Source organism: Catenulispora subtropica (genome assembly GCF_039531675.1).
GTDB lineage: Bacteria > Actinomycetota > Actinomycetes > Streptomycetales > Catenulisporaceae > Catenulispora > Catenulispora subtropica.
In genome coordinates this window covers 153,710-180,170 of the sequence record NZ_BAAAQM010000012.1, presented here as the reverse complement: position 1 = coordinate 180,170, position 26,461 = coordinate 153,710, and the positions used below count along the sequence as shown (strand labels likewise).

The 26,461-nt window shown below is 72.6% G+C and carries 25 protein-coding genes; 15 read left to right on the top strand and 10 right to left on the bottom strand.

Annotated elements, in window-relative coordinates; all coding sequences use genetic code 11:
* On the bottom strand, positions 1-1,514 hold a 1,514-nt coding region (locus ABD466_RS13385), incomplete at its 3' end, for a DUF4135 domain-containing protein (protein ID WP_344657322.1).
* Positions 1,515-1,558: 44 nt separating this feature from the next.
* On the opposite strand from ABD466_RS13385, the gene ABD466_RS13380 reads away from it, so the two are divergent.
* From ABD466_RS13380 to ABD466_RS13360, 5 genes are all read left to right on the top strand, one after another.
* On the top strand, positions 1,559-1,792 hold the full coding sequence (locus ABD466_RS13380; protein WP_344657321.1) for a hypothetical protein: 234 nt from the start codon (positions 1,559-1,561) through the stop codon (positions 1,790-1,792).
* A gap of 19 nt (positions 1,793-1,811) precedes the next feature.
* Entirely contained in the window at positions 1,812-2,069 is a 258-nt protein-coding gene (locus ABD466_RS13375; RefSeq protein WP_344657320.1) for a hypothetical protein, read from the top strand.
* 134 nt (positions 2,070-2,203) lie between these two features.
* Positions 2,204-2,428 carry a hypothetical protein gene (locus tag ABD466_RS13370; RefSeq protein WP_344657319.1) on the top strand — a complete coding sequence of 75 codons (225 nt, stop codon included), beginning with the start codon at positions 2,204-2,206 and terminating at the stop codon, positions 2,426-2,428.
* A gap of 312 nt (positions 2,429-2,740) precedes the next feature.
* Positions 2,741-3,436 (top strand): type 1 glutamine amidotransferase domain-containing protein, encoded by a 696-nt coding sequence (locus ABD466_RS13365; protein WP_344657318.1) that lies wholly within the window; start codon positions 2,741-2,743, stop codon positions 3,434-3,436.
* A 728-nt stretch (positions 3,437-4,164) separates the two neighbouring features.
* Positions 4,165-5,523 carry a DUF2254 domain-containing protein gene (locus ABD466_RS13360; RefSeq protein ID WP_344657317.1) on the top strand — a complete coding sequence of 453 codons (1,359 nt, stop codon included), beginning with the start codon at positions 4,165-4,167 and terminating at the stop codon, positions 5,521-5,523.
* Positions 5,524-5,700: 177 nt separating this feature from the next.
* Here the strand turns inward: ABD466_RS13360 and ABD466_RS13355 are convergent, their stop codons facing one another.
* Positions 5,701-6,591, bottom strand: a complete 891-nt coding sequence (locus tag ABD466_RS13355) for a YwqG family protein (RefSeq protein WP_344657316.1) — start codon at positions 6,589-6,591, stop codon at positions 5,701-5,703.
* Between the two features lie 60 nt (positions 6,592-6,651).
* Entirely contained in the window at positions 6,652-7,680 is a 1,029-nt protein-coding gene (locus ABD466_RS13350; protein ID WP_344657315.1) for a helix-turn-helix domain-containing protein, read from the bottom strand.
* Between the two features lie 136 nt (positions 7,681-7,816).
* Between ABD466_RS13350 and ABD466_RS13345 the strand changes: the two genes are divergently transcribed.
* The 3 genes from ABD466_RS13345 to ABD466_RS13335 are packed head-to-tail and all read left to right on the top strand — an operon-like array spanning position 7,817 to position 12,742.
* Complete coding sequence (locus tag ABD466_RS13345) at positions 7,817-12,007, top strand: peptidase S8 (RefSeq protein ID WP_344657314.1); 4,191 nt, start codon at positions 7,817-7,819, stop codon at positions 12,005-12,007.
* 55 nt (positions 12,008-12,062) lie between these two features.
* Positions 12,063-12,413 carry a DUF952 domain-containing protein gene (locus ABD466_RS13340; protein ID WP_344657313.1) on the top strand — a complete coding sequence of 117 codons (351 nt, stop codon included), beginning with the start codon at positions 12,063-12,065 and terminating at the stop codon, positions 12,411-12,413.
* A complete protein-coding gene (locus ABD466_RS13335; RefSeq protein ID WP_344657331.1) occupies positions 12,410-12,742 on the top strand; it encodes a cell wall-binding repeat-containing protein in 333 nt (110 codons plus the stop codon). The genes ABD466_RS13340 and ABD466_RS13335 overlap by 4 nt, the downstream gene beginning before the upstream one ends.
* Positions 12,743-12,854: 112 nt before the next feature.
* On the opposite strand, the gene ABD466_RS13330 is transcribed toward ABD466_RS13335, so the two are convergent.
* A complete protein-coding gene (locus tag ABD466_RS13330; RefSeq protein WP_344657312.1) occupies positions 12,855-13,922 on the bottom strand; it encodes an alpha/beta fold hydrolase in 1,068 nt (355 codons plus the stop codon).
* 88 nt (positions 13,923-14,010) lie between these two features.
* On the opposite strand from ABD466_RS13330, the gene ABD466_RS13325 reads away from it, so the two are divergent.
* Both ABD466_RS13325 and ABD466_RS13320 read left to right on the top strand, forming a co-directional pair.
* A complete protein-coding gene (locus ABD466_RS13325; protein WP_344657311.1) occupies positions 14,011-15,090 on the top strand; it encodes a mannose-1-phosphate guanylyltransferase in 1,080 nt (359 codons plus the stop codon).
* A gap of 133 nt (positions 15,091-15,223) precedes the next feature.
* Positions 15,224-16,444: a cytochrome P450 gene (locus ABD466_RS13320; RefSeq protein ID WP_344657310.1), complete on the top strand. Its 1,221-nt coding sequence runs from the start codon at positions 15,224-15,226 to the stop codon at positions 16,442-16,444.
* A 91-nt stretch (positions 16,445-16,535) separates the two neighbouring features.
* Here the strand turns inward: ABD466_RS13320 and ABD466_RS13315 are convergent, their stop codons facing one another.
* The gene (locus ABD466_RS13315) at positions 16,536-17,336 is read right to left on the bottom strand and encodes an FHA domain-containing protein (protein WP_344657309.1); all 801 of its coding nucleotides are present in this window, start codon (positions 17,334-17,336) and stop codon (positions 16,536-16,538) included.
* A gap of 137 nt (positions 17,337-17,473) precedes the next feature.
* Here ABD466_RS13315 and ABD466_RS13310 point away from each other — a divergent pair, with 137 nt between their 5' ends.
* Both ABD466_RS13310 and ABD466_RS13305 read left to right on the top strand, forming a co-directional pair.
* The gene (locus ABD466_RS13310) at positions 17,474-17,605 is read left to right on the top strand and encodes a hypothetical protein (protein WP_344657308.1); all 132 of its coding nucleotides are present in this window, start codon (positions 17,474-17,476) and stop codon (positions 17,603-17,605) included.
* A 525-nt stretch (positions 17,606-18,130) separates the two neighbouring features.
* Positions 18,131-18,679, top strand: coding sequence for a C40 family peptidase (locus ABD466_RS13305; RefSeq protein ID WP_344657307.1), 549 nt, complete (start codon positions 18,131-18,133; stop codon positions 18,677-18,679).
* Positions 18,680-18,747: 68 nt separating this feature from the next.
* Here the strand turns inward: ABD466_RS13305 and ABD466_RS13300 are convergent, their stop codons facing one another.
* Together ABD466_RS13300 and bioB are read right to left on the bottom strand one after the other, a co-directional pair.
* Positions 18,748-18,945 (bottom strand): hypothetical protein, encoded by a 198-nt coding sequence (locus ABD466_RS13300; protein WP_344657306.1) that lies wholly within the window; start codon positions 18,943-18,945, stop codon positions 18,748-18,750.
* 43 nt (positions 18,946-18,988) lie between these two features.
* Positions 18,989-20,083, bottom strand: coding sequence for a biotin synthase BioB (bioB, locus tag ABD466_RS13295; protein WP_344657305.1), 1,095 nt, complete (start codon positions 20,081-20,083; stop codon positions 18,989-18,991).
* Positions 20,084-20,288: 205 nt separating this feature from the next.
* On the opposite strand from bioB, the gene ABD466_RS13290 reads away from it, so the two are divergent.
* Both ABD466_RS13290 and ABD466_RS13285 read left to right on the top strand, forming a co-directional pair.
* Positions 20,289-21,329: a Dyp-type peroxidase gene (locus ABD466_RS13290; RefSeq protein WP_344657304.1), complete on the top strand. Its 1,041-nt coding sequence runs from the start codon at positions 20,289-20,291 to the stop codon at positions 21,327-21,329.
* Between the two features lie 6 nt (positions 21,330-21,335).
* Entirely contained in the window at positions 21,336-22,169 is an 834-nt protein-coding gene (locus tag ABD466_RS13285) for a family 1 encapsulin nanocompartment shell protein (RefSeq protein WP_344657303.1), read from the top strand.
* On the opposite strand, the gene ABD466_RS13280 is transcribed toward ABD466_RS13285, so the two are convergent.
* Positions 22,147-22,941 (bottom strand): class I SAM-dependent methyltransferase, encoded by a 795-nt coding sequence (locus ABD466_RS13280; protein ID WP_344657302.1) that lies wholly within the window; start codon positions 22,939-22,941, stop codon positions 22,147-22,149. The two genes, ABD466_RS13285 and ABD466_RS13280, sit on opposite strands and share 23 nt — an antisense overlap.
* 203 nt (positions 22,942-23,144) lie before the next feature.
* Here ABD466_RS13280 and ABD466_RS13275 point away from each other — a divergent pair, with 203 nt between their 5' ends.
* Positions 23,145-25,196 carry an NAD(+) synthase gene (locus ABD466_RS13275; protein WP_344657301.1) on the top strand — a complete coding sequence of 684 codons (2,052 nt, stop codon included), beginning with the start codon at positions 23,145-23,147 and terminating at the stop codon, positions 25,194-25,196.
* 55 nt (positions 25,197-25,251) lie between these two features.
* Here ABD466_RS13275 and ABD466_RS13270 read toward each other — a convergent pair whose 3' ends face one another.
* Both ABD466_RS13270 and ABD466_RS13265 read right to left on the bottom strand, forming a co-directional pair.
* Positions 25,252-25,980, bottom strand: coding sequence for a hypothetical protein (locus tag ABD466_RS13270; protein ID WP_344657300.1), 729 nt, complete (start codon positions 25,978-25,980; stop codon positions 25,252-25,254).
* 98 nt (positions 25,981-26,078) lie between these two features.
* Complete coding sequence (locus ABD466_RS13265) at positions 26,079-26,429, bottom strand: hypothetical protein (protein ID WP_344657299.1); 351 nt, start codon at positions 26,427-26,429, stop codon at positions 26,079-26,081.
* Positions 26,430-26,461: the final 32 nt, after the last annotated feature.

Here is a 26,461-nt window from a genome sequence, read left to right as displayed (position 1 = left end):
ACGGGGGGGGGGGGGGGGGGGGGGGGGGGGGGGGGGGCGGTGGCGCGCGCCGCGAGGTCGCTCGCCAGGCCGGCGGCGTCCAGCAGGTCCGCGCGGTCCAGCAGCGCGCCGAGCCGGCCGAGCGCGTAGGCGACGCCGCCCATGCCGGTGAAGCCGCCGCCGATCGCCGCCAGGTGCCCGGGGCGCTCGGCCAGCGCGGTGACCAGGGCCGGGGCCGACGTCAGCGCGTCCGCGGCGAGGTCCAGCCACTCCGGGCGGCCGGTGAGCGTGCCGAGCTGCGCCAGGAACAGCGCGATGCCGCTGTGACCGTGGCTCAGGCCGAGCCCGGTGGGCAGGATGGTCCACTGACCGTTCTCCAACGGCTCCAGGCCCAGCCAGTTCACGCGCCCGTGGTCCCGGTACGCCAGCGCGCTGAGTTCCCGCGCTACCGCCGTCGCTTGGTCGAGCGCGCGCTGCGGATCGGGAACCCCCGCGTCCACCGCCGAGCCGGTCGCCAGGCACCAGTGCCGCACGGTCCCGGTGCGGGTGGCGAAGGCGGCCTCGATCATCCACTCCTGACGGCGGCGGTCGTCGGGGCCCATGCCGCGGACCTTCGCGATCGCGGAGTCCAGGCCGGAGACGGGGACCGCCGCGTCGAGGCGCTCGCCGCGGCTCGTCCAGACCGTGCGGGAGGAGGGGCGGGTGAAGAAGATCGGGAGGTCGCCGTCGGCCAGGTCGCGGAGTTCGTGGTCGAGGAGCGGTTCGGCGCCTTCGAAGGCGGCTTCGAGGCCGGTGCCGCTCGCCAGGAAGTCGAGGTACCGGCTCGCAGGACGCGCCACGAACCGCGTCACGATCTCGGAGGACGCCGTCAGCTCCTGGCAGAACGCCTCCGCGTCCCGGCACACCGCGTCATACGCCGTCGCGAACCCGCGCAGCAGGTCGTCGAGGTGGTCCGCGGAGTCGGGGGCCGCCGCCTCGCCGGGGATCAGCGCCTTGAACACCGACCGCTCCTGAGCGGCCACGGCCGGATCGTGCCCGGCGAGCACGGCCGGGCGGATCGCCGGGTGCAGCAGCGTCTCGACGTCGGTCGCGTTCGCGGCGTAGAGGAGGGCGAGGCGGGCGCCTTCGCGGCGGTGGACCAGCCGGGCCTCCTCCGGCGCGGGGTGCGGTGGGGGCGCGACGAACCGCGACCAGCCGTAGCCGTCGAGCGCCAGGGTCGGAACAGGCTCCGGCGCCAGGCCGGGGCAGCGGGCTTCGAGCCAGGCCAGCAGCCTGGCATACAACTGAGCGGACTGCATCGGGCGTGGCGTGTGGACCACGGTGTCGTCGGTGTCGGCGAAGCGGACCACCATCGCCGCCCGTCCGCCTTGGTGCCGCGGGGTCTCCATCGGCTCGATCGCGGCCGGCGGCCCCGGGTCCCGGCCGGCGAACAGCTCGGCGACGATCCGGGCGCGGTCGGCTCCGAACCTCGCGGCGACCACGCCGGCCTCTGGAGTGGAAGAGCTCTGCTCCGCACTCTCCGCTGCGTCATTCATCTCAGCTAGTATGCCTGTGTTGCTGATCGTGTTTGGAGTCTGAGATGAATGATTCACGGTCCGAGGTCGCCGAGGACCCCGTTCCTCCGTCGCCGCAGAAGTCGAACGCCGAGGTCACCGAGGTCACCGAGGTCACCGAGGTCACAGTGTTCGCCGAGCCCCACTCGGCGAACCCGGCCCGGCGCCCCGGAGCCGGCGTGAAAGCGATGGCGCTGGCGGGATTCGCCGCTCCGGCGCCGGAGCCGGCGTCCGGGGACCTGTTCCCGGTGCTGGGCTGAGGGCGCGGCGGCCGCACCGATGCTGACGGTGACCGACTGCCACACCCCGCCCCTGATCAGCCGGGAGGCAGGACGTGCTGCGCACCGCAGCGTGTTCGCGCCCGGCTCCGGTGCCGACGCCGGCCCCGCCACCGGCGTCGGTACCACTCGTCCCTGGCCGTTCGTCGAGGCCTGGCTCGCCCTGGCGGTGGCGGACCGGGTCCGGTCCGCGCCGCAGAGCGCCACCGCGACCGAATACCCGCTGCCGACCGAGGACGACGGCGACGACACGCTGTAGGGCGGGCAGGAGGGCGGAGACGCACGTGAGGGGGCCGGCTGCTGGGGGCCGGCCCGCTTACGTGCGTCTCAGGTCGAGCAGTCGGTGCGGGCCAGCGAGATCAACGCGGCGGGCCGCCGTAGCAGGAGAAGTTCATGGTCGCCTGGATCTGCGATCCGGCCGTGTCGGTGATGGTGACCGTCGCCGAGTCCGCCTTGTTGGTGGCGCGGCGCGCGGAGATCTCGGACCACGCTGGCGCCCTGGCCCTCGCAGACGTGCGACGTGAAGGCCAGCGGGGCGGTGGCGGCCTGGGCCTGGGCGGCGCCGGCGGCGGCCAGGCCGACGGTGGTCAGCGCGCAGCCCGCCAGGGCGGCGGGTAGGCGGAGCCGGGGGTGTGGACGCATGGATTCTCCCTCTGGGGCGGGCCCCGGCCGGTGTGGCCCGGGCTCTAATCAGAACTCTGATTCAGGCCGAGTGTGCGTCCGGTCGGAATCAGCCGATGTCACGGCTTGAGGTGATGAGGGGAGATTGCGAAGGCGGCCGGTGAGGCGCCCCAGAAGAGGATGGCCTGCTCGCGGTCGGAGCGGCGTAAGCGTGTCACGCGGACGGCGCCGTGGGGTTGCCCGCGCCACCCGGCCTGCGAGTCTGGCTGGGAGATCGCTAGCGGAGCCAGCAGGGAGTTGAGTCACGCCATGTCCGACCAGACCGCCGCTGCCGCCCGGCCCCGGGTGCTGTTCATCGTCAGCCGCGCGCACCAGCTGACCATGAAGGACGGCAGCCTCCACACGACGGGCTACTGGGCCGAGGAACTGCTCGTGCCGTATCACGCGTTCACGGACGCCGGGTACGACGTCGAGTTCGCGACGCCGGTGGGGCTGGCGCCGCAGCCGGATCCGCGGAGCCTGTCCGCGCACCAGGACGCCGACCTGCAAAGCATCCTCGACCTGCAGAACCCGCTGGTGCTGGACGACGTCGAGGTCGACGGATACGAGGCGGTCTTCGTCCCCGGCGGGCACGCCCCGATGGAGGATCTGGCCACCGACAAGGTGTCCGGCGACATGATCGCCGCCGCCCTGGCCGCCGGCAAGCCGGTGGGAGCGGTGTGTCACGGCCCGGCCGCCCTGCTCGCCGCCCGGCGCCCGGACGGAACTCCGGTCGTCGCCGGCTATCGGCTCACCGGCTTCACCGACGAGGAGGAGGAGCAGGGCGGGCTGGCCGGCAACATGCGCTACCTGCTGCAGGACGAGTTGGTCGGGCTCGGCGCCGACTTCGTGAAGGGGCCGCCGTTCCAGTCGCACACCGAGACGGACCGCAATCTGCACACCGGGCAGAATCCGCAGTCCTCGGCGCAGATCGCGGCCGACATGCTGGAGGCGCTGGGAGCGTAGCGGCGAAGGCGCGGACGCTCTCGGTAGCGCAGTACGGCAGTACCGCAACACCGCAGTACGGCAGCCACACCGGCAGCCACACCGGCAGCCACACCGCCCATCAGTTCGAGCATCCCGTCCGGCACGACCAGCACCCGGGCTCCCGTCTCCAGACAGGGCGAGGGAATCGCCGAGGTGTCCGGGAAGCCGTGCGCCTTGATCTCGCGCAATCGGTCCGCCGAACCCCGAGCAGGCGGCACATCTCCAGGTCCAGCACGAGTAGCAGGTAAGGCCACGATCGCTGCTCCATCGCGACGAGAAGGCGCGTCAGGAAGGCGTCTGAGAACTCGTACCGTAGCGTGAGGCGGACGCCCCGCTCGACGTCCTCGGCGAGACGCCGCTGGGCCTCGGTGTTGAGCCTCGGTGCACAGTCCGCGGAGGGGCGATGCGGGGCTGGATGTTCAGGGTGCTGGTCTGAGCCGCTCGCGAGAGCGCCATCTGGAGGAACTCGTGCGGGACGATGGTCCGCGTGGCCGCGGCCTCGATCAGGGGGTTGACGTGGAAGATCCGGGCGCCGCGGCGAGACGCCTCGGCCAGGGCGCGACCGCCGGCCTCGTGGTCCACGCGTGCCGTCCGGCGCGTCGGCACCACCCGGATGGCCCAGGACAGGCGTCAGACGCGCGCACGGGGACATGCTCCGGAGGAGAATGGCCGCCGCATGTGCGCTCGGACCGGGACAAGGGGCAGCGATGAGGCAGGTCGAGCTGCGCGAGGGGTGGCGCCGCGAGGCGCTGCGCACCAGCCTGTGGTTTGTGCCGACGCTGGAGGTGGCGGCGGCCGGGGCGCTGTTCTGGATCCTCAACGCCCTGGACCGGGCGGCCTACAACGGCACGATCAAGCTGCCGTCCTGGGTGATCAGCGGGACCGCCGACGCTTCGCGCCAGATCCTGGCCGCGCTGGCCGCCGCCCTGATCACCGTCGTCGGCGTGGTGTTCTCGGTGATCCTGGTGGCCCTGACGCTGGCCGCCAACCAGCTCGGCCCCCGCATGCTGCGCAACTTCATGCGCGACCGCGGCACCCAGTGGACGCTGGGCACCTTCGTGGCCACCTTCACCTACGCCATACTGGTCCTGATCTCCATCGGGCCGGGCCGCCACGGCGACTTCGTGCCCCACGCCTCGATCAGCCTGGCGCTCGCCCTGGCCCTGCTCGACGTCCTGATCCTGATCTACTTCATCCACCACATCGCCATCCAGATCCAGCTGCCCTACGTCATCGCCTCCATCGCCGCCGACGTGTCGAAGGCGATCGCGGACGAGACCGCGCCACCACCGGGCGGCCCGGAGGCCGGGCCGTCACCCCAGGCGATCCTGCGGGCGATGGCCGAGGAGCAGGGCGAGGTGACCTCCTCCGAGAGCGGCTACCTGCAGTACGTCACCCATCGCAAGCTGGTCCGCATCGCCACCGAGGCCGACGCGGTGATCCACCTGCTGTACCGTCCCGGCCACTTCGTGGTGGCCGGCCGCACCCTGGCCACCGTCACCCCGCCGAAGGCCGTGCCCCAGGTGGCGGAGGCGCTGCGGCGCGCGCACCTGAGCGGGCCGTACCGGTCGCTGACGCAGGACATCTCGTTCGGCATCGACCAGCTCGTGGAGATCGCCTCCCGGGCCCTGTCCGCCGCGATCAACGACACGTTCACCGCGCTGACCTGCATCGACTGGATCGGCGACTGTCTCCGTGAGGTCGCCCTGGGCTGGCACCCGCAGGTCGTGCACCGGGACAAGGACGGCTACGTGCGCCTGATCCGCACCCAGGCGACGTATGACCGCCTGGTGCAGCGCGGCTTCGAGAAGGTGCGGCAGTCCAGCCGCGGCATGCCGTCGGTGATGATCCGCGAACTGCAGGCGCTGGCGGACATCATGGCGCAGGCTCCGCGGCCGGAGCAGTACGCGGTGCTGCGGCAGCAGGCGGACATGATCAAGCGCTCCGCCGACGAGTCCATCGTCGAGCCCGGAGACCTGGCCGACGTGATCACCCGCTACGACGCGCTGGTGGCACTGCACGAGCGGCTGCTGCGGGAGAAGCTCGGGCCGCCGATGGGACGGTGACCCATACCCATGCCCTTACGCGGACCGGGCTCGAACCCGGTCCGCTTCCCATCCGCTGATACCACTGATCATCGATGAGGGCTGACGCCCCCCACCGCCCGGCTCGGAAGGGCGATCGCGAAGTAGTACCGACTCCTCCGCGATCGCCCGACGTCGGCCGGCCCTGGACCAGAGCCCCTACTCGCTCTGCCACGTGAACGTGGCCTTGTCGAATTCGCGGGCCTCCAGGTCCTGGCGCCGGATGAGCCAGTACAAGCGCCCGGTGTCGCCCCACTCCATCGCCGCGCGCGCGTCGCTGTCGATCTGGATCAGCATCACCAGGTCCTTGAGCAGCTCGCGACGGGCCTGCTTGGCGGCGGCGTCGTCGCCCGGGAACATCGCGTGCGCGGCCTCCTTCTCGACCGAGCCGGCCTTGGGCAGTGAGTGGCCGCCGACCCGGTGGTGCGGGGAGTGGTCGCGGCGGAACGTGGTCAGGGCGTCGTAGAAACCGTCGCCGTCGGCGTCGCCCACGGTCGGGTACTCCGTGTAGTCGTCGTCGGCGGCCGGGTCCCCCGACGGGTCGCCGAATGCCGCGACCAGGGCCGCGTTCTCGTTGTCCGGGGCGGTCGCTATCAACTCGCCGGTCAGCATCACCCGGGGGAACGGTTCCAGACCTTCGGGGGTCTTGCGCGGGGCGACGTCGTCAGAGGTCTCCGGTACGTAGATGACCCGCGTGCCGCCGCGGATGCTCTCCGGGTCCAGGTACTGCACGGCGTCCTCGCCGACGCCGTTGAAGTAGAAGAACAGCAGCATTCCGGCCTCCGGCAGCGGGATGTCCAGCTGGCCCGGCGGCACCTCCTCGCAGTCGAACGCCGCGACGAACGACAACGGGCCGTGGCCCTCCCACACCGGCCACTCCGCGTCGCCCGGCAGCATCGGCTCGCCGCCCAGGTAGGCGACCAGCGGCTCGCCCGCCTGCTGCTCCCGCAGGTGGTACCCGGGACGCAACAGCCCGATCCACGTCTTCGCGTTCTCGGGGCTGAAGAAACGACGGCCGGCCTCGGCCAGCGGCGACTCACTGATGTCCATGGGGCGTATGCTTCCAGTCCGCCGCCGGGAGCGACAGTCGCTCGGCCGATGTTTTAGGCGTCAGATCCAGCCCCGTTCCCGCGCCGCGACCCCGGCCTGGAACCGAGTCGTCGCCCCGAACTCGCGCATCAGGGCCTGCATACGCCGCTGCGTGGTGCGGAAGCTCCAGCCCAGTGCCCGCGAGATCCCCTCGTCGGTCAGGCCGGCGGCGAGCAGCACCAGCAGGCGCCGGGTGGTGTCGTCGGGCGTTGAGGTTGGGGCGGGGGAGCGCGGGGTGTCGGTCCCGGTGCTGTCGGTGCTGTCGGTGCTGTCGGCGCCCTCGGCGCCGCGCAGGGTGTCCAGCGGCAGCGCGCGGTCCCATTCGGCCTCGAACAGCGCGATGAGGGCGTCCAGCAGCGAGGACGGGTGGATCACGTACGCGGACTCCACCGCCTGACCGGGCGCGGCCATCGGGATCACGGCCTGGCGGCGGTCGGCGACCAGCAGCTTCATCGGCACCTCGGGACGGACCCGTGCCAGCTCGCCGAGCGCGACCGAGTAGCGGATGTCGTTCTCCAGGCGGCCCGGCCAGGCCACCGCCTCGCGGGAGTAGATCACCCGGTAGGTGATGCCCTTGCGCATCTGCCGCTCCGCCAGCGCCTCGTTCGTGCCCGGCGGCTCGACGTACGGCGGCCGGTCGAAGCCGTAGATCCGCTCGCGCGCGGCCGCCTGCAGCTGCGCGACCCGCCGCCCGATCTCCTCCCGGCCCAGCACCACCTCGACCGCGAGCGCCGGATGCGTGCGCTGCGACGTCTCCCGGTACGTCGCCATCAGCGCGAACATCGCCGAGCGCACCGTCCGCAGCTCGTCCTCGCGGCGGCCGATCAGCGTGCCGATCGCGGCGTCCGGCGCCGAGGCGAGGTAGTGGGGCGGCTGCCCCGGCGTGCGCGCCGCCATCCCGGCGCGCACCAGGCGCGTGAGGGCGACGGTGGCCGTGGGCCGCGGTATGCCGCAGGACTCGGCGAGTTCCGCGGCGGTCGCGTGCGGTGCCGCGACGAGTGCGGCGTAGACCTCGCCGCACGGATCCGGCAGGCCGAGTGCCTCGAACACCGTGCCCTCCCTCGCTTCCGGTCTGGCGTATCACCGCCAGCTGGCGACAACCCGCCCGCTGGCCATCTTGCGCCCTTTGGCAGGGGGCTGCCAATTTCGATCTCACCCCCGTTGCAGTTCGTGAGTAAGGAACCGTATGAGAGGCCCCCAGTCGATACGGCGAATACGCACCGTCGCGGTGTTCGCCTTCACCGGCACCCTGGCCGTCGCGGCGGCCGGCACCGGCTTCAGCGCGCAGGCCGCGTCCGGTGCGACCGACTCCCGCGCGGCCAAGGCGCCGGCGGCGACGCCGTTCACCCTCCCCGGCAGCGCCGGCCAGTCGGCGCTCGGCGACACCTGGCAGCCGCAGGACCCGAGGACCGGCCTGCCCGCCGCCCGTCCCGACGGCGGCCTCGTCCCCGGCGAGGTCGTGCTGCGGCTCACGGTCCCGGCCGACACCGTGCTGGCCGGGCCGGCCGGCCCGGCCGGGCTGCCGGGCGTGAAGGTCGAGAAGGTGCGCCAGGTGGCGCCCGACACCGTCGTGGCCACGCTCGACACATCCGACACCGTCGCCGCCGCGGCTCGGCTGGCCACCGTCCCCGGCGTGCTGCAAGCCGCGCCGAACCGCTATGTCAGCAGCATGATCTCCGGCTCCACTCCGCTGCCCAAGACGCTGACCGACGCGGTCGCGAAGACTCCGCAACGGACCACCGCGCCCAAGGCCCCCACTGCCGATGCCGCCGCGCTCCCGGCCAACTTCGGCATCACCTCCTCCCTGCAGAGCTACCTGAACTCCGGCGGGGTCGACGCCCTCGCGGCCTACTCCGAACTCGGCAGCCGCTACCACCAGCTGCCCGGCGCCGGCGAGATCATCACCAACGTCTGCGTCGGCGACCTCACCGACGCCTCGATGACCGACGACTACGTCCAGGCCAACGGCCCCACCACCGTCGTCAGGGACGGCCAGCGCTACCTCGACCTGCCGTCGATGCCGCTGATCCCCACCTACGTCTCCGACGCCGCCGGCACGCTGGACCCGCTGGGCTCCACCGAGGGCCAGGACGCCCAGAACGGCGAGATCCTCCTCGACTTCGGCGTCATGGCGCCGCTGCCGCACGACAAGCAGCGTCCTGAGGCCACCGGCTCGCAGTTCACCGATCTGCTCGGCATCGCACCCGGCGCCACCTACCGGCTGGTCGTCCCCCAGACGCCGACCATGGACCAGATCGCCACCGCGCTGCTGGCCGCCGCCAAGCAGAGCCCGCGGCCGGACGTCATCAACGCCTCCCTCGGCTTCGGCACCGACACCGTCGGCTTCCCCGGACGCTATCTGGAGGACGACCCGGTCCTGCAGTCCACGATCGCGACGATCGTGCGGCAGTACGGCATCACCGTGACCGTCGCCGCCAACGACGGCACCCGCCTGTACACCCCGGCCGCGGTCGGACCGGACGGCGGCAGCACGCCGACCGACCTCGCGCATGACGCGAAGCAGGCCACGTCCATCGACGACGACGCACTGTCGACGACGCCCTCGCGCATCGTGGACAGCGGCGCCATCGCCGTCGGCGGCAGCACCACCGACGACGTCCTGGCCGGCGGGGTGTCCGGCACGCCGGTGGTCGCCGAGACCCGCATCAGCGGCGGCGGCGACTTCTCCTCAGGCTTCGGCGACCGCGTCAACCTCTCGGCGCCCAGCGACAACATCCCGTCCTTCGTCCACGCCGGGGGCACCGCGCAGTCCGTCGGCGTCGTGCTGACCGGCGGCACATCGGCTTCGGCGCCCGAGACCGCCGCGGCCGCCGCCGTGCTGGACCAGGCCGCCAAGCTCGCCGGCCGGCAGCTGACCCCCGCGCAGATCCGCGACACCCTGGTCCGCACGGCGCGCGCGGTCCCGACGCCCGGGCAGATCGACCGGCAGCTGCACGTCGGACCGCAGCTGGACGTGACCGCGGCGGTGGAGTCGGTGCTGCCGAGGGTCCACGGCGACGGGACGACCGACGGCGCGAGCGATACCCAGGGCACTGGCACCCAGGGCATTGACACCCAGGGCACTGACACCCAGGGCATTGACACCCAAGGCGTCGACGGCCAGGGCGCCGACAACGCTCAGGGCCACGCCGCGGCCCCGCGGATCGTGCGCCTCGGCATCGCGCACCGGCAGCTGCTCGGCGACTTCGGCGGCGCGTTCGTCGAATACACCGACCCCGGCGCGATCGACCTGGCCGGACCGCTCAACGGCCGCGGCTACGCCACCGGCGAGGGCCTGGTCGGCCCGATCACGTTCGCCGCCGACGTCGTCGGGGCCGGGACCAAAGCCGCGTACTCGCTGACCGTCGGTACGACGACGTTCACCTCCGACACCCCGGCGATCCGGGTCACCCCGACCCAGCTGCTCACCGCGGCCGGACTGCCGGTCGCCTCGACCGCCCCGCGCACGGTCCAGGTCACCTTCACGGTGCGCAAGCACGGCGCCGCCCCGGTCTCGACCGTTCAGACCCTGACGCTCGGACCCTCCGACGGCACCAACGTCGAGGCCGCCGCCCCGACCGCGCCGGCCACCGCGGCCGCCGGCCAGAGCGTCACCGTGCACTACGACCTGAGCAGCGTGCGCGGCGTCGCCAAGCCCTCGCTGGTGGTGTCGACGGTCGGGCACTGGAACCCGACCCTCGCCCCGCTGTTCAACCAGGCCTGGTCCACGCCGCTCACGGCGGCCGGCGGCGACATCACCATCCCGGCCTCGGCGTTCACCTCCGGCGGCGGGATCTACGGCATCGCGATCGTGCAGAACGGCACCAATGCCGCCAACCCGGTCTACGGCGAGTCCGCACCGATCCGCATCGCCGGCGGCACGGCCGACACGCGGGCCCCGGCCCCGACCCTGGCGGCGGTCGGTCAGCGGCCGGGGCATCAGGCCACGATAACCCGCGCCCACCCCGCGTTCTCGGTCCGGTACTCGGTCGACGACGTCCACGGCGCGCGCGGCGCGATGCTGGAGATCTCCGCACCGGGCCCGACGCTCTACAACGCCCTGAACACCTTCACCGCGCAGAACGGCACCGGCCGCGACCACGACGGGTTCGACTCCGGCTCGGTGGTCTACCAGAAGCTGCCCGGGAAGGAGGGGACCGCGCAGCTGGACGCGCTGAAGCTGGGTCTGAGCACCTCGGTCACCTACAACGTGCGCGTGGTGCCGGTGGACGCGGCCGGGAATCCGGCGGGGCAGGCCTCCCCGTCCTCGGGGCTGGAGATCGACGACGGCCTGGCGCCCGGCGGCGGGGGGATCGGCGACTTCGCGATCGCCGGTGCCGACTCGGTGGCGGTGACCGCCGCAGTGGCCGGGGAGCCCGGTACGGCGGTCCGGCACTACGACCCGGCGACCGGTGACTACGGCATGATCCTGACATCCGACCCCGCCGACACGGCGCAGTACGGCGTCATCGGGGTCGACGACGAGGCGCACAGCGTCGCGCTCGTGCACTGGAAGGACGCGGACACCGTCACCTTCGAAGTGTGGAGCCTGGCCACCGGCAAGGAGATCGGCACGCCGATCGCCCTGCCTCCCTCGCAGGACGTCCTGCTCGGCGGACGCGTGGACGCCCGGCGGCACCGGGCGGCGCTGCTGACCTGGACCATGCCCGGCGGCGCCGACACCCTGCTGCCGATCGACATGGCCACCGGCGCGGCCGCGGCGCCGATCGCCCTGGACGCCGGGCTGAAGCAGGACAAGTTCTGGTTCGACGGCGTCGACCTGGACGTTGCCACCGGCATCGTGCAGGTCGCCCACCTCGGCGGCGGCGGGATCTGTATCGGCGGCGGCGCCGGGGACGTGGCGAACGTGGACCTGGACGCCAGGACGGTCACACCGTCCAAGGCCGGGTCGGCGTGCGGCGTGCACCTGGCCTCGTCGCAGACCGGCGGCGACGCCTGGACGCTGGTGTACAGCTCGATCAGCGTCAACTTCCCGGGCACCACGCGGCTGCTGGGCCTGGACGAGAAGACGCTCAGCGTCCCGCTGTCCCCGGCGTCGCAGCGCCAGGGGCGGCCGATGACGCTGGCCGTGGACGAGGCGCACCAGGTGGCGGTCGTCGCCTACCCGACGCCCCAGGCGAAGGTGGTGTTCGGGGTGCCCGGCGGCGTGCTGACCGACACCAATTCCATGAGCCAGCTGGACGTGGTCGACCTGGCGACCGGCAAGGTCCTCAAGACCCTGGCGGCCCAGAACTTCCGCTACACCTCGCAGGGCGCCTTCCCGGGCGTGTCACCCATGGTCCAGCTGGACCCCGCGACCCGCAGCGGGTGGACCTACGCTCCGAACGGCACCCAGATCCAGCGGTTCACCTACTGATCACCGGCATCGCACCACCCCGCTCGGCCCGGAAGGCGACCGGCAGACTGGTCCCATGACCATCTACCACATCGCCTTCCGGGCCGACTGGGCCGACGCCGTGGCCGTGGGGGAGTACCGTGTCTCCACCCGCGGCCGCACCGTGGAGGAGGAAGGCTTCATCCACGCCTCCACCGCCGAGCAGGTCGCCGGTGTGGCCAACGCGTTCTACGCGGATGTCGCCGACGACGCGCTCGTCGTCCTCGTCATCGATCCCGAACGCCTCACCGCTTCGCTGAAGTACGACCCGGTGCCCGGTGCCGACAAGCCGTTCCCGCACATTTACGGACCGCTCAACGTCGATGCCGTGACCGGCGGCGCCGAACTCGAACGTGATGCCGAAGGCCGGTACGTCTTCGCAGGCTGACACAGCTCTCGCCGTGCCGGCCACGATCCTCCTGGCCCGACGCCCTGTCCGGCGGCGCCATGGTCGGCCACCGCGGGGGACCGCTGCTGCTGACCGACCCGGCCGGCCTGTACGGACCGGCCGCGGACTTCCTGTCCGCTCGGGCCGACACGCTGCTGGCCGTGGACGTCCTGGGCGGCACCGCCGCGCTTCCGGGGAATATCAGCGCACAGATCGCCGCGCGCATCGGCACGCCCGGCCATGTCGTCGTCGACCAGGCGCACGGCTCGCCGCTGCCGGCGGGGACGCGCCCCACGGGCGTGGCGCCGGAGGCCGTGATCCGGGACTGACGGCCGGTCGGCGTCCGACCACGACCACCTGACGACCGGCCGACACCTGACGACCGGCCGACACCTGACGACCGGCCGCGCGATCGTCTCGCGCGACCGGACGCCGGCGTCCTCAGCAACCGCCGGCGCCGGCGCGCGCCACCAACTCCTCCACCGCTGCGGCGACCACTGCCGGGTGCGAAATGAACGACAAATGGTGCGCGCCGTCGATCACCGTCGGCGCCGGAGCTCCGATCCGCGCCGCCACCGTGGACCCGGCGTTCGCCGGGAACACGTCGTCGTGCTTCCCGAACACCACGGCCTTCGGCAGGCACACTCCGGTCAGCTGCGCCACCCGCGACTCCGGCAGGCCGGGGCCGCCGACCGAGTCGACCATCGTCCACAGCCCCTGCTCGGCTCCGGCCACCTGATAGGGGCGCCGGAAGCGGTCCACTCCGGCGGCGTCCAGGCGCGGGCACGCGGGGCCGCACTGTGCGTCGTAGATCGTGCGGATCACCCAGTCCGAGCGCAGGGCCAGGCGCAGCACCGAGGTGCGCAGCGGGCCCAGCACCCAGGTCACGGGAGCGTGGGGGATCGGCAGGGCGTCTCCGTCCAGGAACATCAGGCCGCTGTAGGCGTGGGGGGACTCCAGCACCGCCTCGGCGGCCACCGCCGCGCCGCTGGAGTGCGCGACCAGCACCGGGTGGTCGATGCCCAGGGTCGTCACCAGGCCGGTGAGCTGCGCGGCGAGATGCTGGGTGGTGTAGGGGGCGACGCGGGCGCTGTAGCCGGAGCCGGTGAGGTCCAGGGCGTAGACGCGGTGGTCGCGGGCCAGCAGCGCGGCCAGCGGCTGCCAGGTGTCGGAGTCCTCGAACGCGCCGTGCACCAGAACCACCGGCGAGCCGGTCGTGCCCCACTGCTCGTAGCGGGTGCGGATGCCGTCCGCGGTCGCGTAGCTCAGGCCGGGCGGCGGATCCGCACGTCCGGAGGTGTACGCGTTGTACGGGACCGAGAGCATCGTCAGCAGCACGAAGGCGATTGCGGCCCACCGCCCGGCAGAACGTAGGATCCTGCGATACCAGCGGCGGCGGACCAGAAGGGGTCCGGCCGGGATATCGGGGAAGGGCTCGGGTGACGGATCGGCGACTGTCCGCGGGGACCGCTGGTCGGCGTCCGCGTCGTCGCGTGTCGGCTCGGTCACTGATCACTCCCTTCATCCAGGGGCAATCTACCGGTCCGCCCGCGTGCACTATGATCCGACGATTCACCACCTCGGAAGGCGGCACCACGTGTACTCGATCATCCTGGCCGGCGGGAGCGGAACCCGGCTGTGGCCCCTGTCGCGGGCTGCGAGTCCGAAGTTCCTGCACCGCCTCGGCGGCACCGACCAGTCGCTGCTGCAGGCCACGGCGGCCCGGGTGGCCGACATGTCGGACCCCGACCGGGTCTACGTGGTCACCGGGGTCGCGCACGCCGCCGCCGTCGCCCGCCAGCTGCCGCATGTGCCCGAGCGCAACATCCTGGTCGAGCCCGAGCCCCGCGACTCCCTGGCCGCCGTCGCCCTGGCCGCCGCGGTCGTGGCCGAGCGCGACCCGGAGGCGGTCATGGCGGTCTACTCCGCCGACCACCTGATCGGCCGCCAGGAGCGCTTCGAGGAGCTCATCGGCATCGCCGCCCGCGCGGCCGAGACCGGCGTCCTGGTGACCGTCGGCATCCGCCCCACGCGCCCGGAGACCGGTTTCGGCTATCTGCACCTGGCTGATGAGGTTTCGCCCGGTGTGCACCGAATAGTCGAGTTCCGTGAGAAGCCGGACGCTGAGACGGCCGCCGCGTACGTGGCCTCCGGCGAGTACCTGTGGAACGCCGGCATGTTCGTCTTCCAGGCCCGCGCCTTCCTGGCCGAGCTCGAGCGCCAGCGCCCCGAGCTGCGCGCCGGCATCGCCGCCATCGCCGAGGCCTGGGACGGTCCGGACCAGGAGACGGTGTTCGGCGCCACGTGGCCGCACCTGGAGAAGATCTCAGTGGACTACGGTGTCATGGAGGGGGCCGCGGCGGCCGGTCTGGTGACGACCGTCCCGGCCGACTTCCCGTGGAGCGACATCGGCGACTTCCACTCCCTCGGCGAGTCGCTGGACGGCGACGCCGCGGGCAACGTCGTGCTCACCGACGCCGCGGTGGCGACGCTGCGCTCGGTCCAGGACTCGGTGGTGGTGTCGACGACCGGACGCGTGGTGGCTGTGGTGGGCCTGCGCGACGTGGTGGTCGTGGACACCGAGGACGCGCTGCTGGTGTGCCCGCGCGAGCGGGCGCACGAGGTGAAGCAGATCGTGGACGTGCTGAAGGAGCAGGGGCACTCGGCGCACGTGTGAGCCGGTGAGACCGGCGGGGTGGGACGGGGCGGGACGGGGCGGGATCGGCCGGGACCGGGCGGGTGCCGGGGGCGGCGCGGGCCCTCCCGGATCCGGGATGCGTACCAGCACGCTGATTTGCCATCCTGGGTCGGTGACGACCTCTGATACCCCCGCCCTGCCCGATTTCCCGCTGGACGGCGGCCCGCACGGCGCGCCGTCGCCCGCGTGGAGCGCCCTGCGCGCGGCCGGCCCGGTGGCCCGGCTGCGCGCGCCCAGCGGCACCGAGGTGCACGTGGCGACCCGCTACGACGACGTCGAGTTCGTGCACCGCGCGTTGTCGCGGCGTGCGGCCGTCGCCGCCGGAGCGGAGTTCTTCTCCGGCGAGAACCACAACGCCGGCACTTCGCTGACCACGATGGATCCCCCGGAGCACACACGGCTGCGGGCCCTGGTCGGCGCGCCGTTCGCGCCGCGCCGGGTGGCCGCCTGGGAGCCGATGGTGCGGCGGACCGCCGAGGAGGTGGTTGCCGCCCTGCGCGCCGGCGGCGACGCCGGCGATCTCGTTCCGGCCTTCTGCCTGGAGCTGCCGGTGCGCGTCATCTGCGAGCTGATGGGCGTGGCGCGCACGGAGCTGCCGAGGTTCCGGACGTGGACCAGCGCGGTCGTCACCAGCACCGGGATGCCAGCGGCCGAGCGGCTGCGGCTGGTCGACGAGTTCCGGGCGCACGTCACCGCCATGGTCGCGGCGCGCGTCGCCGATCCCGGGACCGGCCTGGTCGGCGATCTGATCCGGGCCCGCGCCGAGGACGGCGGCCGGCTGTCCGAGGACGAACTGGTCAGCCTGGTCCTGGCCCTGATCGTGGGCGGCCACGAGACCACCGCCGCGGTCCTCGCCCGCGGCACGCTCACCCTGCTGCGGCATCCGGAGGCGCTGGCCGAGCTGCGCGCCGACCCGGCGCTGTGGCCGGCCGCGGTCGAGGAGATCCTGCGGTACGACTCCACCTCCACCGGCGGCATGACGCGCGGCGTCGTGGAGGACGTCGTGCTCCCCTCCGGCGCCGGGCTCGCCGCCGGATCCGCGGTCATCGGGCAGCTCGCGGCGGCGAACTTCGACCCGGAGCGGTTCCCCGAGCCCGAGCGGTTCGACCTGCACCGCCCGGACCGGCGGCACCTGTCGTTCGGTCAGGGCCCGCACTTCTGCGCCGGGGCGCCGCTGGCCCGGATGGAGCTGCGGATCGGGTTCTCGGTGCTCTTCGACGCGTGCCCGGACCTGCGGTTGACCGTCCCGGCCGAGGAGCTGGAGTGGACGGAGGGCACGCGGGTCAGGGCGCTGCGCCGGCTGCCGGTGGCGTGGGGTCCGCGCGAGGCGTGACGCGGCGCCGTCGGGCGGGCGGCCGGTGGCCGTCAGAGGGGTCAGAGGCGTCAGAGGCGTCAGAGGTCCGTCAGACCACTGTCAGAGCCCGTCACACGTCCTCGCCGAGCGCGTACAGGTCCTCCGGGACCAGCGTCGCGTTGCGCAGCAGGGCCCTGATGAGGTTGTCGTTCAGGGTGTTGCCGAGCGGCTCGACCATGTCCGGCTCCTTGACGATCCCGCGGATCGCGCCGGGGCCGGTCGACAGGCGGGCGCGCAGTTCGGAGATGCGGCGCTCCACCGCCTTGGCGGTCCACGGGTGCAGCGGGTTCGGCGCGGCCGCGTTCAGGTCGTCGGCGGCCTGCTTCCAGGTCACCGGCGCCGGGTACGGCTCACGTCGCAGGTAGCGCTGGGCCAGCGCGATCATCATGAGCCGCTCCACCGGCGCCAGATCGGTGACGTCGGAGGTCAGGGTCCGGGACTGGGCCACGCCTCCGGAGGCGTGCCGCTGGCTGCCGACCAGGTGCACCTCCAGCAGGTGGGTGCGGCGGTTCGGGGTCTCGATGGTCATCGGGGTGAAGCCGGGGTTCACCGAGACCTCGTGGTGCCGCAGCACCGGCTCCGCGCCCGGCATCAGGATCGGGCGGCGCCCCTCGTTGCGCAGCCACCACTCCTCGCCGTCGCAGGTGAAGATGCCGGCCAGGCGGCTGACGAACTCGTCGTCGCCGCCGATCACCACGTGCACGTCGGCCTCGGCCCGGCCGAAGTGCAGCGTGAACTTGCGCGGCGGCACGGCGAAGCCGCTGGGCCCGGCCTTGACGAAGATGGTTCCCGGCGGCGCCGGCGGCACCCCGCCGGCCAGGCTCGGCAGGTTCTGCGGCAGGACTTGCGGGATGAAGTCCCGGATCTGCATGGAGCGGCCCTTTTCCCTCGTGGTCGGCGGTCTGCGGGCGGCCCGCTCGTCCGCGGGGACAGCGGTACAGCCCACCATGCAGCGTACGGCTTCGTCACGGGGAGGGGGCCCGCCGGTCCCGTGCTCCCATAGGTCGCATGGTGAACACCGACTATCCGGCGAACAGTCAGACCAGTGCCGCCCACGCCGGCTACGGCCTGGGCTTCCGGCGCCGCGCTTCGGCCGCGGCCGCGGATGCCGTGCCAGGCATCCACCGACAACACCGATGACGTGCCGTGCCCGGCCGGCTTCGACCCGGCCGGGCACGGCACCCGATGAGGACCGACCGTTCGTCCTGCCGCGGGGGGCTGGGCGAGCGGTCGGTCGGGGGGCGCTTCCCGCCGAACGCGTGTCCGAACACTTCCCTCCTCTGACAACCTCCTGTCAGTGAGAACACTGCTCACCCCGATCGCTGCTTCCGTCCCAGGTGGATCCGACCACCGCTGCGCCGATCGGGTGGGAGCAGGCGTGCGCCGCCTTTCAGAGCGGTAGAACGATCTGCGGATCATCGCAGGAACCTGTCCTGCGCCGAACCGAGGGAAGTGAACGGGATGGAATGTCATATACGTGAGCACCGTGCCTCCGCACGGTGCGCATCCGCACTGCTGGCAGCCGGAGCGCTGCTGGCGACCGCCGCCGACCACTTCGCCGGGGCGCCTTCGCGGCCCGAGCTCGGCCTGGCGGCCGTGGGGATTCCCCAGGCTCCACCACCGGGTGGTGTAGCCGAAACGGCCTCCGCTCAGAGGGTCCAACCTTTGAGCACTCAGGTGCGCAAGAGGCTCGGGAACCCAGCAGCGGCGAGGAAGGCCGCGCCGAAGAAGCCACCGACGAAGAGCTCGCCGGCGAAGAGCTCCCCGGCGAAGAAAGCCCCGCCGAAGAAGGGCGGCACCCTCCATCGAAAACCGGCGGTCACACACACCGCCCTCCTCACGCACCTGCCTCCACCCGCCAACGCCAAGGCGGCCACGGCGGTTCGCGAGGCACTGTCCCTGATGGGCGTCCCCTACCGCTGGGGCGGCACCACCCGCGCGGGCTTCGACTGCTCCGGCTTCACCCAGCACGTCTGGGCCGCCGCCGGCGTCAAGATCCCGCGCACCGTCCGCCAGCAGGCCGCGGCGGGCACTCCCGTCCCCCTCAACAAAGCCCAGCCCGGTGACCTCGTGGTCTTCTACCCGAGCCGCCACCACGTCGGCATCTACATCGGCAACGGTCTCGTCGTCGACTCGCCGCATCCGGGCAGCGGGGTGCGCACCGATCCGATCCGCTCGATGCCGGTGTCGGTCGTCGTGCGGCCGCATATGTGAGCGATCAGGCAAACGGTAAGGCCCACCTGGTGGTTCCAGGTGGGCCTTTGCTTACCGTTCACGGGCGTTCAGGGCGCGCCCGCCTCGGCGTGCTCGCCGCCGTCCCAGGGCAGGATCATCGCCCAGCCCATCACGACGACCCCGATCACCAGCAGGAGCGCGAACAGCCACTTCGTGCCGCCCGAGGCGGCGTTGATCCCGCCGATGCCGAGCGCGATGACGTAGCCGCCGACGATCAAGAGCGTGACGCCCAGCTTTGTGGTCATATGTCCACGGTAGGCGGCGGTGCCGATCGCGCAATTCGAGCGCTCAGGTGTTCGCCGGCAGCCCCGTCCCCGCGCCCCGGCGCCGCACCGCCACCTGCTCGGCGCGCACCGTGGGCAGGGTGGTCTCGTCACGGCCCTCGACGGTGAAGCCGGCGTCGGCGATCATCGCCAGGTCGGCGCTGCCGGGGGCACCCTCGCTGGTGAGGTAGTCGCCGAGGAAGACGGCGTTGGCCAGGTGCAGGGCGAGCGGTTGCAGGGCGCGGAGATGGATCTCGCGGCCTCCCGCCAGACGGACCTCGACGTCCGGGAACACGAACCGGAACAGGGCCAGGATCCGCAGGCAGCGGGCCGGGGTGAGGTCCCAGCGGTCGCCCAGGGGGGTGCCTTCGAACGGGATCAGGAAGTTGACGGGAACCGAGTCCGGGTCCAGCTCGCGCAGCGCGAAGGCCACGGACACCACGTCCTCGTCGCTCTCGCCCATCCCGAAGATGGCACCGGAGCACGGCGACAGGCCGGCGGCGGAGGCGCCGCGGAGGGTGTCGACCCGGTCGGCGAAGGTGTGGGTGGTGCAGATGTCGGCGTACTTCTCCTCGGCGGTGTTGAGATTGTGGCTGTAGGCGTCGGCGCCCGCGGCGGCGAGGCGGGCGGCCTGACCGTCCTTGAGCAGGCCCAGGCACACGCAGACCTCGACGTCCGGCGTGCCGTCCTTGATCGCCGCGACGGTGTCCGCGACGCGCGCCACGTCGCGGTCGGAGGGCCCGCGTCCGGAGGCGACCAGGCACACCCGCTTGGCCCCGGCCTCGACCGCCTTGGCGGCCAGGCCGGCGGCCTCCTCGGTCGCGATCCACGAGTACTTCAGGATCCCGGCCTCGCTGCCCAGGCGCTGCGAGCAGTAGAAGCAGTCCTCCGGGCACAGCCCGGACTTCATGTTGACGAGGTAGTTCAGCTTCACCCGCCGGCCGAAGAACGCCCGGCGGACCCTGCTCGCCGCCGCGACCACGTCGAGCACGTCGTCGTCGGAGGTGGCCAGCAGCGCCAGGGCCTGGTCGCGGGTCGGGAGCCGCCGCTGGAGGGCACCGGAGACCAGCGTGGACAACAAGTCGTCGAGCGTCGCAGAGAACGAAGTCATGGATTCCATCCTGGCCCGCGCCGCTTGAGAACGGTCATCGCGCATGTCGACAAGATCACGCGGCGATCGTTGTGGGGTCCCGCGCGGTGTGGGCCTCCGCGTCCTTCCGGCCGCTCCGGCCTCCGTTCACCCATCCGGACCAGGCACGGCGCTGCTCGCGCGCCGGGTTCGGTAAGGATGGTGGGGACCGCCGAGCCGGAAGGTGACCCGCCTGATGCCCAAGCTTGCCCCGTCCGATGCCGCGCAGCCGGTCATCAGGCCCCTGACCCAGGCGGCGATGTTCCTGGTCCTGACCGTCGAGGACGGCGGCGAGGCCGCGGTGCGCGAGCTGGTGCCGGAGCTGACCGCCCTGGTGCGCGCCGTCGGATTCGGGCGGCCGGACGCGCGGCTCGCCTGCGTCACCGGGTTCGGCTCGGCGGTGTGGGACCGCCTGTTCGGCGGCCCCCGGCCGGCCGAGCTGCACCCCTTCGTGGCGCTCGACGGCCCGCAGCACCGCGCGCCCTCCACCCCCGGCGACATCCTGCTGCACCTGCGGGCCGAGACGCACGACGCCTGCTACGACTTCGCCGACCTCGTCCTGACCCGCCTGGGCGGCGCCGTGAAGATCGTGGACGAGGTGCACGGCTGGCGCTACAAGGACGTCCGCGACCTGCTGGGCTTCGTCGACGGCACCGAGAACCCCGAAGGCGTCGAGGCGGTGGACACCGCGCTGGTGGACGCCGAGCGCGACCCGGGGTTCGTCGGCGGCAGCTACGTCATCGTGCAGAAGTACCTGCACGACATGACGGCGTGGAACGCGCTGACCGACCACGAGCAGGAACTGGTGATCGGCCGCACCAAGGCCGGCAACGTGCAGCTGCCGGACGCGCAGCTGCCGAAGACCTCGCACGTCGACCGGAACACCGTCGTCGGGCCGGACGGCGAGGAGCAGGACATCTTCCGCGCCAACATGCCGTTCGGCTCCTTCAAGGACGGCGAGTTCGGGACCTACTTCATCGGCTACTGCGCCACCCCGGCGGTCACCGAGCAGATGCTGCGGAACATGTTCCTGGGCGACGAGGACGGCAACCGGGACCGGATCCTCGACTTCAGCACGGCCGTCACCGGAGGTCTGTTCTTCGTGCCGCCGACCTCCTTCCTGGACGATCCGCCCCCGGCCCCCGGCGCGGCCCCGCCCGCGCCCTCCCCGCCGCCGGCCGCGACCGCCCGCCCCACCGACGGATCCCTGGGCATCGGAAGCCTGAAACGGAGCTGACCCACCATGGACAACCTGCACCGCGACCTCGCCCCGGTCAGCGACACCGCCTGGGAGCAGATCGAGGAGGAGGCGCGCCGCACCGTGCTGCGCTACCTGGCGTTCCGGCGCGTGGTGGACGTCAGCGGCCCCGCGGGCACCGGCCTCGGCGCGGTCGGCGACGGCCATACCGCCCCGGTCGACCCGCCCGGCACCGGCGTCGAGGCCCGCCTGCGCGGCGCCCGCCCCCTGGTCGAGATCCGCATCCCTTTCGAACTCGACCGCCGGGCCGTCGACGACGCCGAACGCGGCGCCCAGGACAGCGACTGGCAGCCGGTCAAGGACGCGGCCAAGATCGCCGCCTTCACCGAGGACCGCGCCATCGCCGACGGCTACGCCGCCGCCGGCATCGTCGGCCTCCGCCCGTTCTCCAGCAACGCCACCATGAGCCAGCCCGCAGACCCGGCCGACTTCCCGGCCCTGGTCGCCCGCATGTCCACCCAGCTCCGCCTCGCCGGGGTCGAAGGCCCCTACCACCTCCTGCTCGGCGCCGACGCCTACCAGGCGCTCTCCGACGCCGTCGACCACGGCTACCCGGTCGCGGCCCACGTCGCCCGCCTGATCGACGGCGACGTGATCTGGGCCCCGGCCATCACCGGGGGCGTGCTGCTGTCCGGGCGCGGCGGCGACTACCAGTTGCAGCTGGGGCAGGACCTGTCGATCGGATACGAGTCGCACACCGCGGACAAGGTGCGGCTGTACTTCACGCAGTCGTTCACGTTCCTGCCGTACACGGCGGAGGCGGCGGTGCCGCTGGACGGGCAGGCACAGGGCCGCACTAAAGCGAAGCGGTCACGATGACGTAGCCCTTCGGCTCGCGCCAGACACCGCCGGGCAGGGTGCGGAAGGCGGCGCGCGCCGAAGCCTCGAGGTCGGCCACGATCGCCGCGCGCAGCGCGCCGTCGTCGGGCACGCCTTGCAGCGTGAGGGTGGAGGCCAGGTAGGCGCTGACGGGCTCGGGGGAGGGGAAGACGAGGGTGTTGTCACGTCGCAGGATCCTGATGCTGTCGGAGTCGAAACTCAGCGCCACCATCGACGGGAGGTTGCCGCCGTGGACGCGGTCGCCCGGCGAGGGCGCCGGGGCGACGCCGTTGCGCACGAGCACCTCGCGCAGCAGGGCGGTCATGGCGGGGTAGGGCGACTCACGGTTGACGGCGGCGGCGAAACGGCCGCCGGGACGCAGCACGCGGCGGGCCTCGGCGACGGCGCTCCCCGGGTCGTCGAGGTGGTAGAGCATGTGACGCGCGGTGACGACGTCGAACGAGCCGTCGGCGAACGGCAGGCGCTGAGCGTCACCCCGCACAGCTCTGACCCCGGGGACGGCGGCGCAGGCGCTCGCGGCCTCGGCGGAGTGGTCCAGCGCGGTCAGCGGCGCGTCGCGCCCGGCGAGACGGCCGAGGAAGCTGCCGGTGCCGGGGCCGACGTCGAGCAACGCGTCCGCGGGGGAGACGGCGGCGGCAGCGATGACATCGGCTTCGACGTCGTGGGCGAACTCGCTGTAGAGCCGGTGGGTCTGGATTCTGACGTTCAGCGGGCTGAGGGTCCGATACTCGCGTTCGACGGCTGACTGCATGCCGATCATTGTGGCCGCGACCGCAAGCCTGCGCAGGCTCGGTCTCGTGTTCGATCGGCTGCGTCAGTGCCGCCGGCGGCGCGACGGCTTCTTCCTCGGGAAGCAGGCCGACAGGTGACCCGGCACCGCTTTCCGCCTCGCCCCGTGTCCCGCCGGTGCGCGTAATCTTCTCTTGATCCGTCCGCCGCACCCTGGGAAGCCCGTTGAACTTCTGGTCGATCTACCAGCACGGTTTCGCGCGCGTCGCCGCGTGCGTGGGCCACAACGTCATCGCCGATCCGCGCGCCAACGCCGAGTCCGTGCTGCGGCAGGCCCGCCGGTGCGCCGAGGAGGGCGCGGCGGTCGTCGTGTTCCCCGAGCTCTGCCTGTCCGGCTACTCGATCGAGGACCTGCTGCTGCAGGACGTGCTGCTCGACGAGGTCGACACCGCGCTGCGGGACCTCGTGGCCGCCTCGGCCGAACTCCTGCCGGTCATGGTGCTCGGCGCCCCGCTGCGATACCGGCACCGGATCTACAACTGCGCCGTGGTCGTGCACCGGGGCCGGATCCTGGGCGTGGTCCCGAAGTCCTATCCGCCGAACTACCGCGAGTTCTACGAGCGCCGGCAGATCGCCTCGGGCGAGGACGAGCGCGGCGGGACGATCACCGTCGCCGGCCAGAGCGTGCCGTTCGGGGTGGACCTGCTCTTCGCGGCCGAGGACGTGCCCGGCCTGGTGCTGCACGCCGAGATCTGCGAGGACATGTGGGTGCCGGTGCCGCCGAGCGCCGAGGCGGCGCTGGCGGGCGCGACCGTGCTGGTCAACCTCTCGGGCAGCCCGATCACCGTGGGCCGCGCCGAGGACCGGCGGCTGCTGTGCCGCTCGGCGTCCGCGCGCTGCCTGGCCGCCTACATCTACGCGGCCGCCGGTCTGGGGGAGTCCAGCACCGACTTGTCGTGGGACGGCCAGACCATGATCTACGAGAACGGCGTGCTGCTCGCCGAGACCGAGCGGTTCCCGCTCGGCGACGCCTACGCCGTGGCCGACGTCGACCTCGACCTGCTGCGCCAGGAGCGGGCCCGGATGGGCACGTTCGACGACAACCGGCGCGCGCACGCCGCCGCGACCGGACGCTTTCGCGAGGTCGCCTTCCTGCTCTCCCCGCCGGCCGCCGACCTGGGGCTGCGGCGGAGGGTCGAGCGCTTCCCGTTCGTGCCGGCCGACGCCGACCGCCTCGCCCTGGACTGCTACGAGGCCTACAACATCCAGGTCTCGGCGCTCCAGCAGCGGCTGGCCTCCATCGGCGACCCAAAGGTGGTCATCGGGGTCTCCGGCGGTCTGGACTCCACCCATGCGCTGATCGTCGCCGCCCGGGCGATGGACCGCGCGGGGCGCCCCCGCACCGACATCCTGGCCTTCACCCTGCCCGGGTTCGCCACCAGCGACCACACCAAGGACAACGCCCACGAGCTGATGCGCGCCCTCGGCGTCACCGCGGCCGAGCTCGACATCACCCCGACCGCGCGGCTGATGCTCCAGGAGATGGGGCACCCGTTCGCGGCCGGTGAACCGGTGTACGACGTCACGTTCGAGAACGTGCAGGCCGGGCTCCGCACCGACTACCTGTTCCGGCTCGCCAACCAGCGCGGCGGCATCGTGCTGGGCACCGGCGACCTGTCAGAGCTGGCTCTGGGCTGGTGCACCTACGGCGTCGGCGACCAGATGAGCCACTACAACGTGAACTCCGGCGTCCCCAAGACGCTGATCCAGCATCTGATCCGCTGGGTGGTGAGCAGCGGGCAGTTCGACGAGCCCACGGGGGAGGTCCTCACCGCGATCCTCGACACCGAGATCAGCCCCGAGCTGGTCCCCGGCGAGGAGCTGCAGTCCACCGAGTCCAAGATCGGCCCCTACGCCCTGCACGACTTCACCCTCTTTCACGTCCTGCGCCACGGCTTCCGCCCCTCGAAGATCGCCTTCCTGGCCTGGCACGCCTGGCACGACCCGGACGCCGGCGCCTGGCCGCCGGGCTTCCCGCAGGCCAAGCGGACGGCCTACGACCTGGCCGAGATCCGCCGCTGGCTGGAGGTCTTCTGCCGCCGCTTCTTCGCCTTCGCGCAGTTCAAGCGCTCGGCGATGCCGAACGGCCCGAAGGTGTCGGCGGGCGGGTCGCTGTCGCCGCGCGGCGACTGGCGCGCGCCGTCCGACGGGACGGCGGACGCGTGGCTGCGGGAGCTGGCCCGGATCGGGGCCGCTGACGAGGCGGGGCGGCGGTAAGGGCGTCGGGTCGACGCCGCCCACGGCTCCACCATGCGCGCTTTCGAGGCCTGATTCAGCGGGAGCGGCACAGGGCGCCGAGCCCCTGCGCCGGTGCGCCCGCCGTTCCGGGCCGTAGCACGCGGATGTCGGCGCCGGTGAGGACCGCGGCACGCACCGCGGCGTCGACCAGGCGGCCGTGCCGCGCATGGGCCCCGGCCTGTCCCAGTTCGCCGCGATGGCCCGCCAGCTCGCTGGGACGCTCGCCGAACCACACGACGCGCTCGTCGTCTCCGAAGTCTGTGACCAGCAGCGTGCGGACGCGGCCGCGGGCCAGAGCGTGCAGCACCGCCGGGGCACCCTGCACTGCGAGACCGTCCGGGCCGCTGTGCGCGGCGAGTTCGTCGAGAGCGTTCCGGATGCCGGCCTCGGCATCGCGATCGCCCTCGCGCGGCGCACGGCCCTGCTGCCAGGCCAGCAGCGGCAGCAGATTCGGCAGAGCGGATGAGCCCGCCTGATCGGACACGCCGGCGTTCGGCATGACGATCAGCCGGTGCTCGCCGCCGTCGCCGACGAACAGGGCGACGGCACCGCGTCCCGGCGGGACGTCGCACAGCACCTCGTCGACGGCCCGCAGGCCCTCGGCCCCGCCACCCTGCTCGGCCAGACACGTCACCACGGCGTGCCGTCGTTCGGCGGTGCTCTCACCGCCCGATGGCTGCCGGAAGTAGACGGACTGGATGGGCCCCCGGAGGTTCAGCACGTCGCGGAGGTCGACGCCCGCAGGGATCGCGATCGTTGGCATGGATCCACCGTCGCCAGCGCTCGGCCCGTCGCGTCAGGGTCCTTCGGCCTCTCCGGACCGGGCCGCTGGGCCCAGAACTCAGCGCCGCGCCGCCGCTGTCACGTGTCGATGTCGACCTTGCCGATGCAGACCGACATCCCGGGGGTCCAGGTCGTCCACGGCGCCGTCCCCGGCTGCTGGTGGCCCAGCGACAGGTTTATGCCCCAGGTCCAGTCCACCCAGTTGGAACCGGTGTTGACCGAGGTGATGCCGCAGGTGTTCAAGTACACGGTGCGCGCGTAACCGCCCTTCAGACACAGGTCGAGTCCGTTCGAGGTGTGAAAGTCCACGTCGCCGCCGCACGCGTTGGTGGCGGCGGGGCGCACAGCGGCGTGCCCGGCGGCCGGCGCGGCCACGAGCAGACCACCGCTGGCGGCGAGCACCGCGGCCACAGCGGCTGTTTTCCTCATCGACATCTTCGTCTCCATCCCTTGGGATCAGG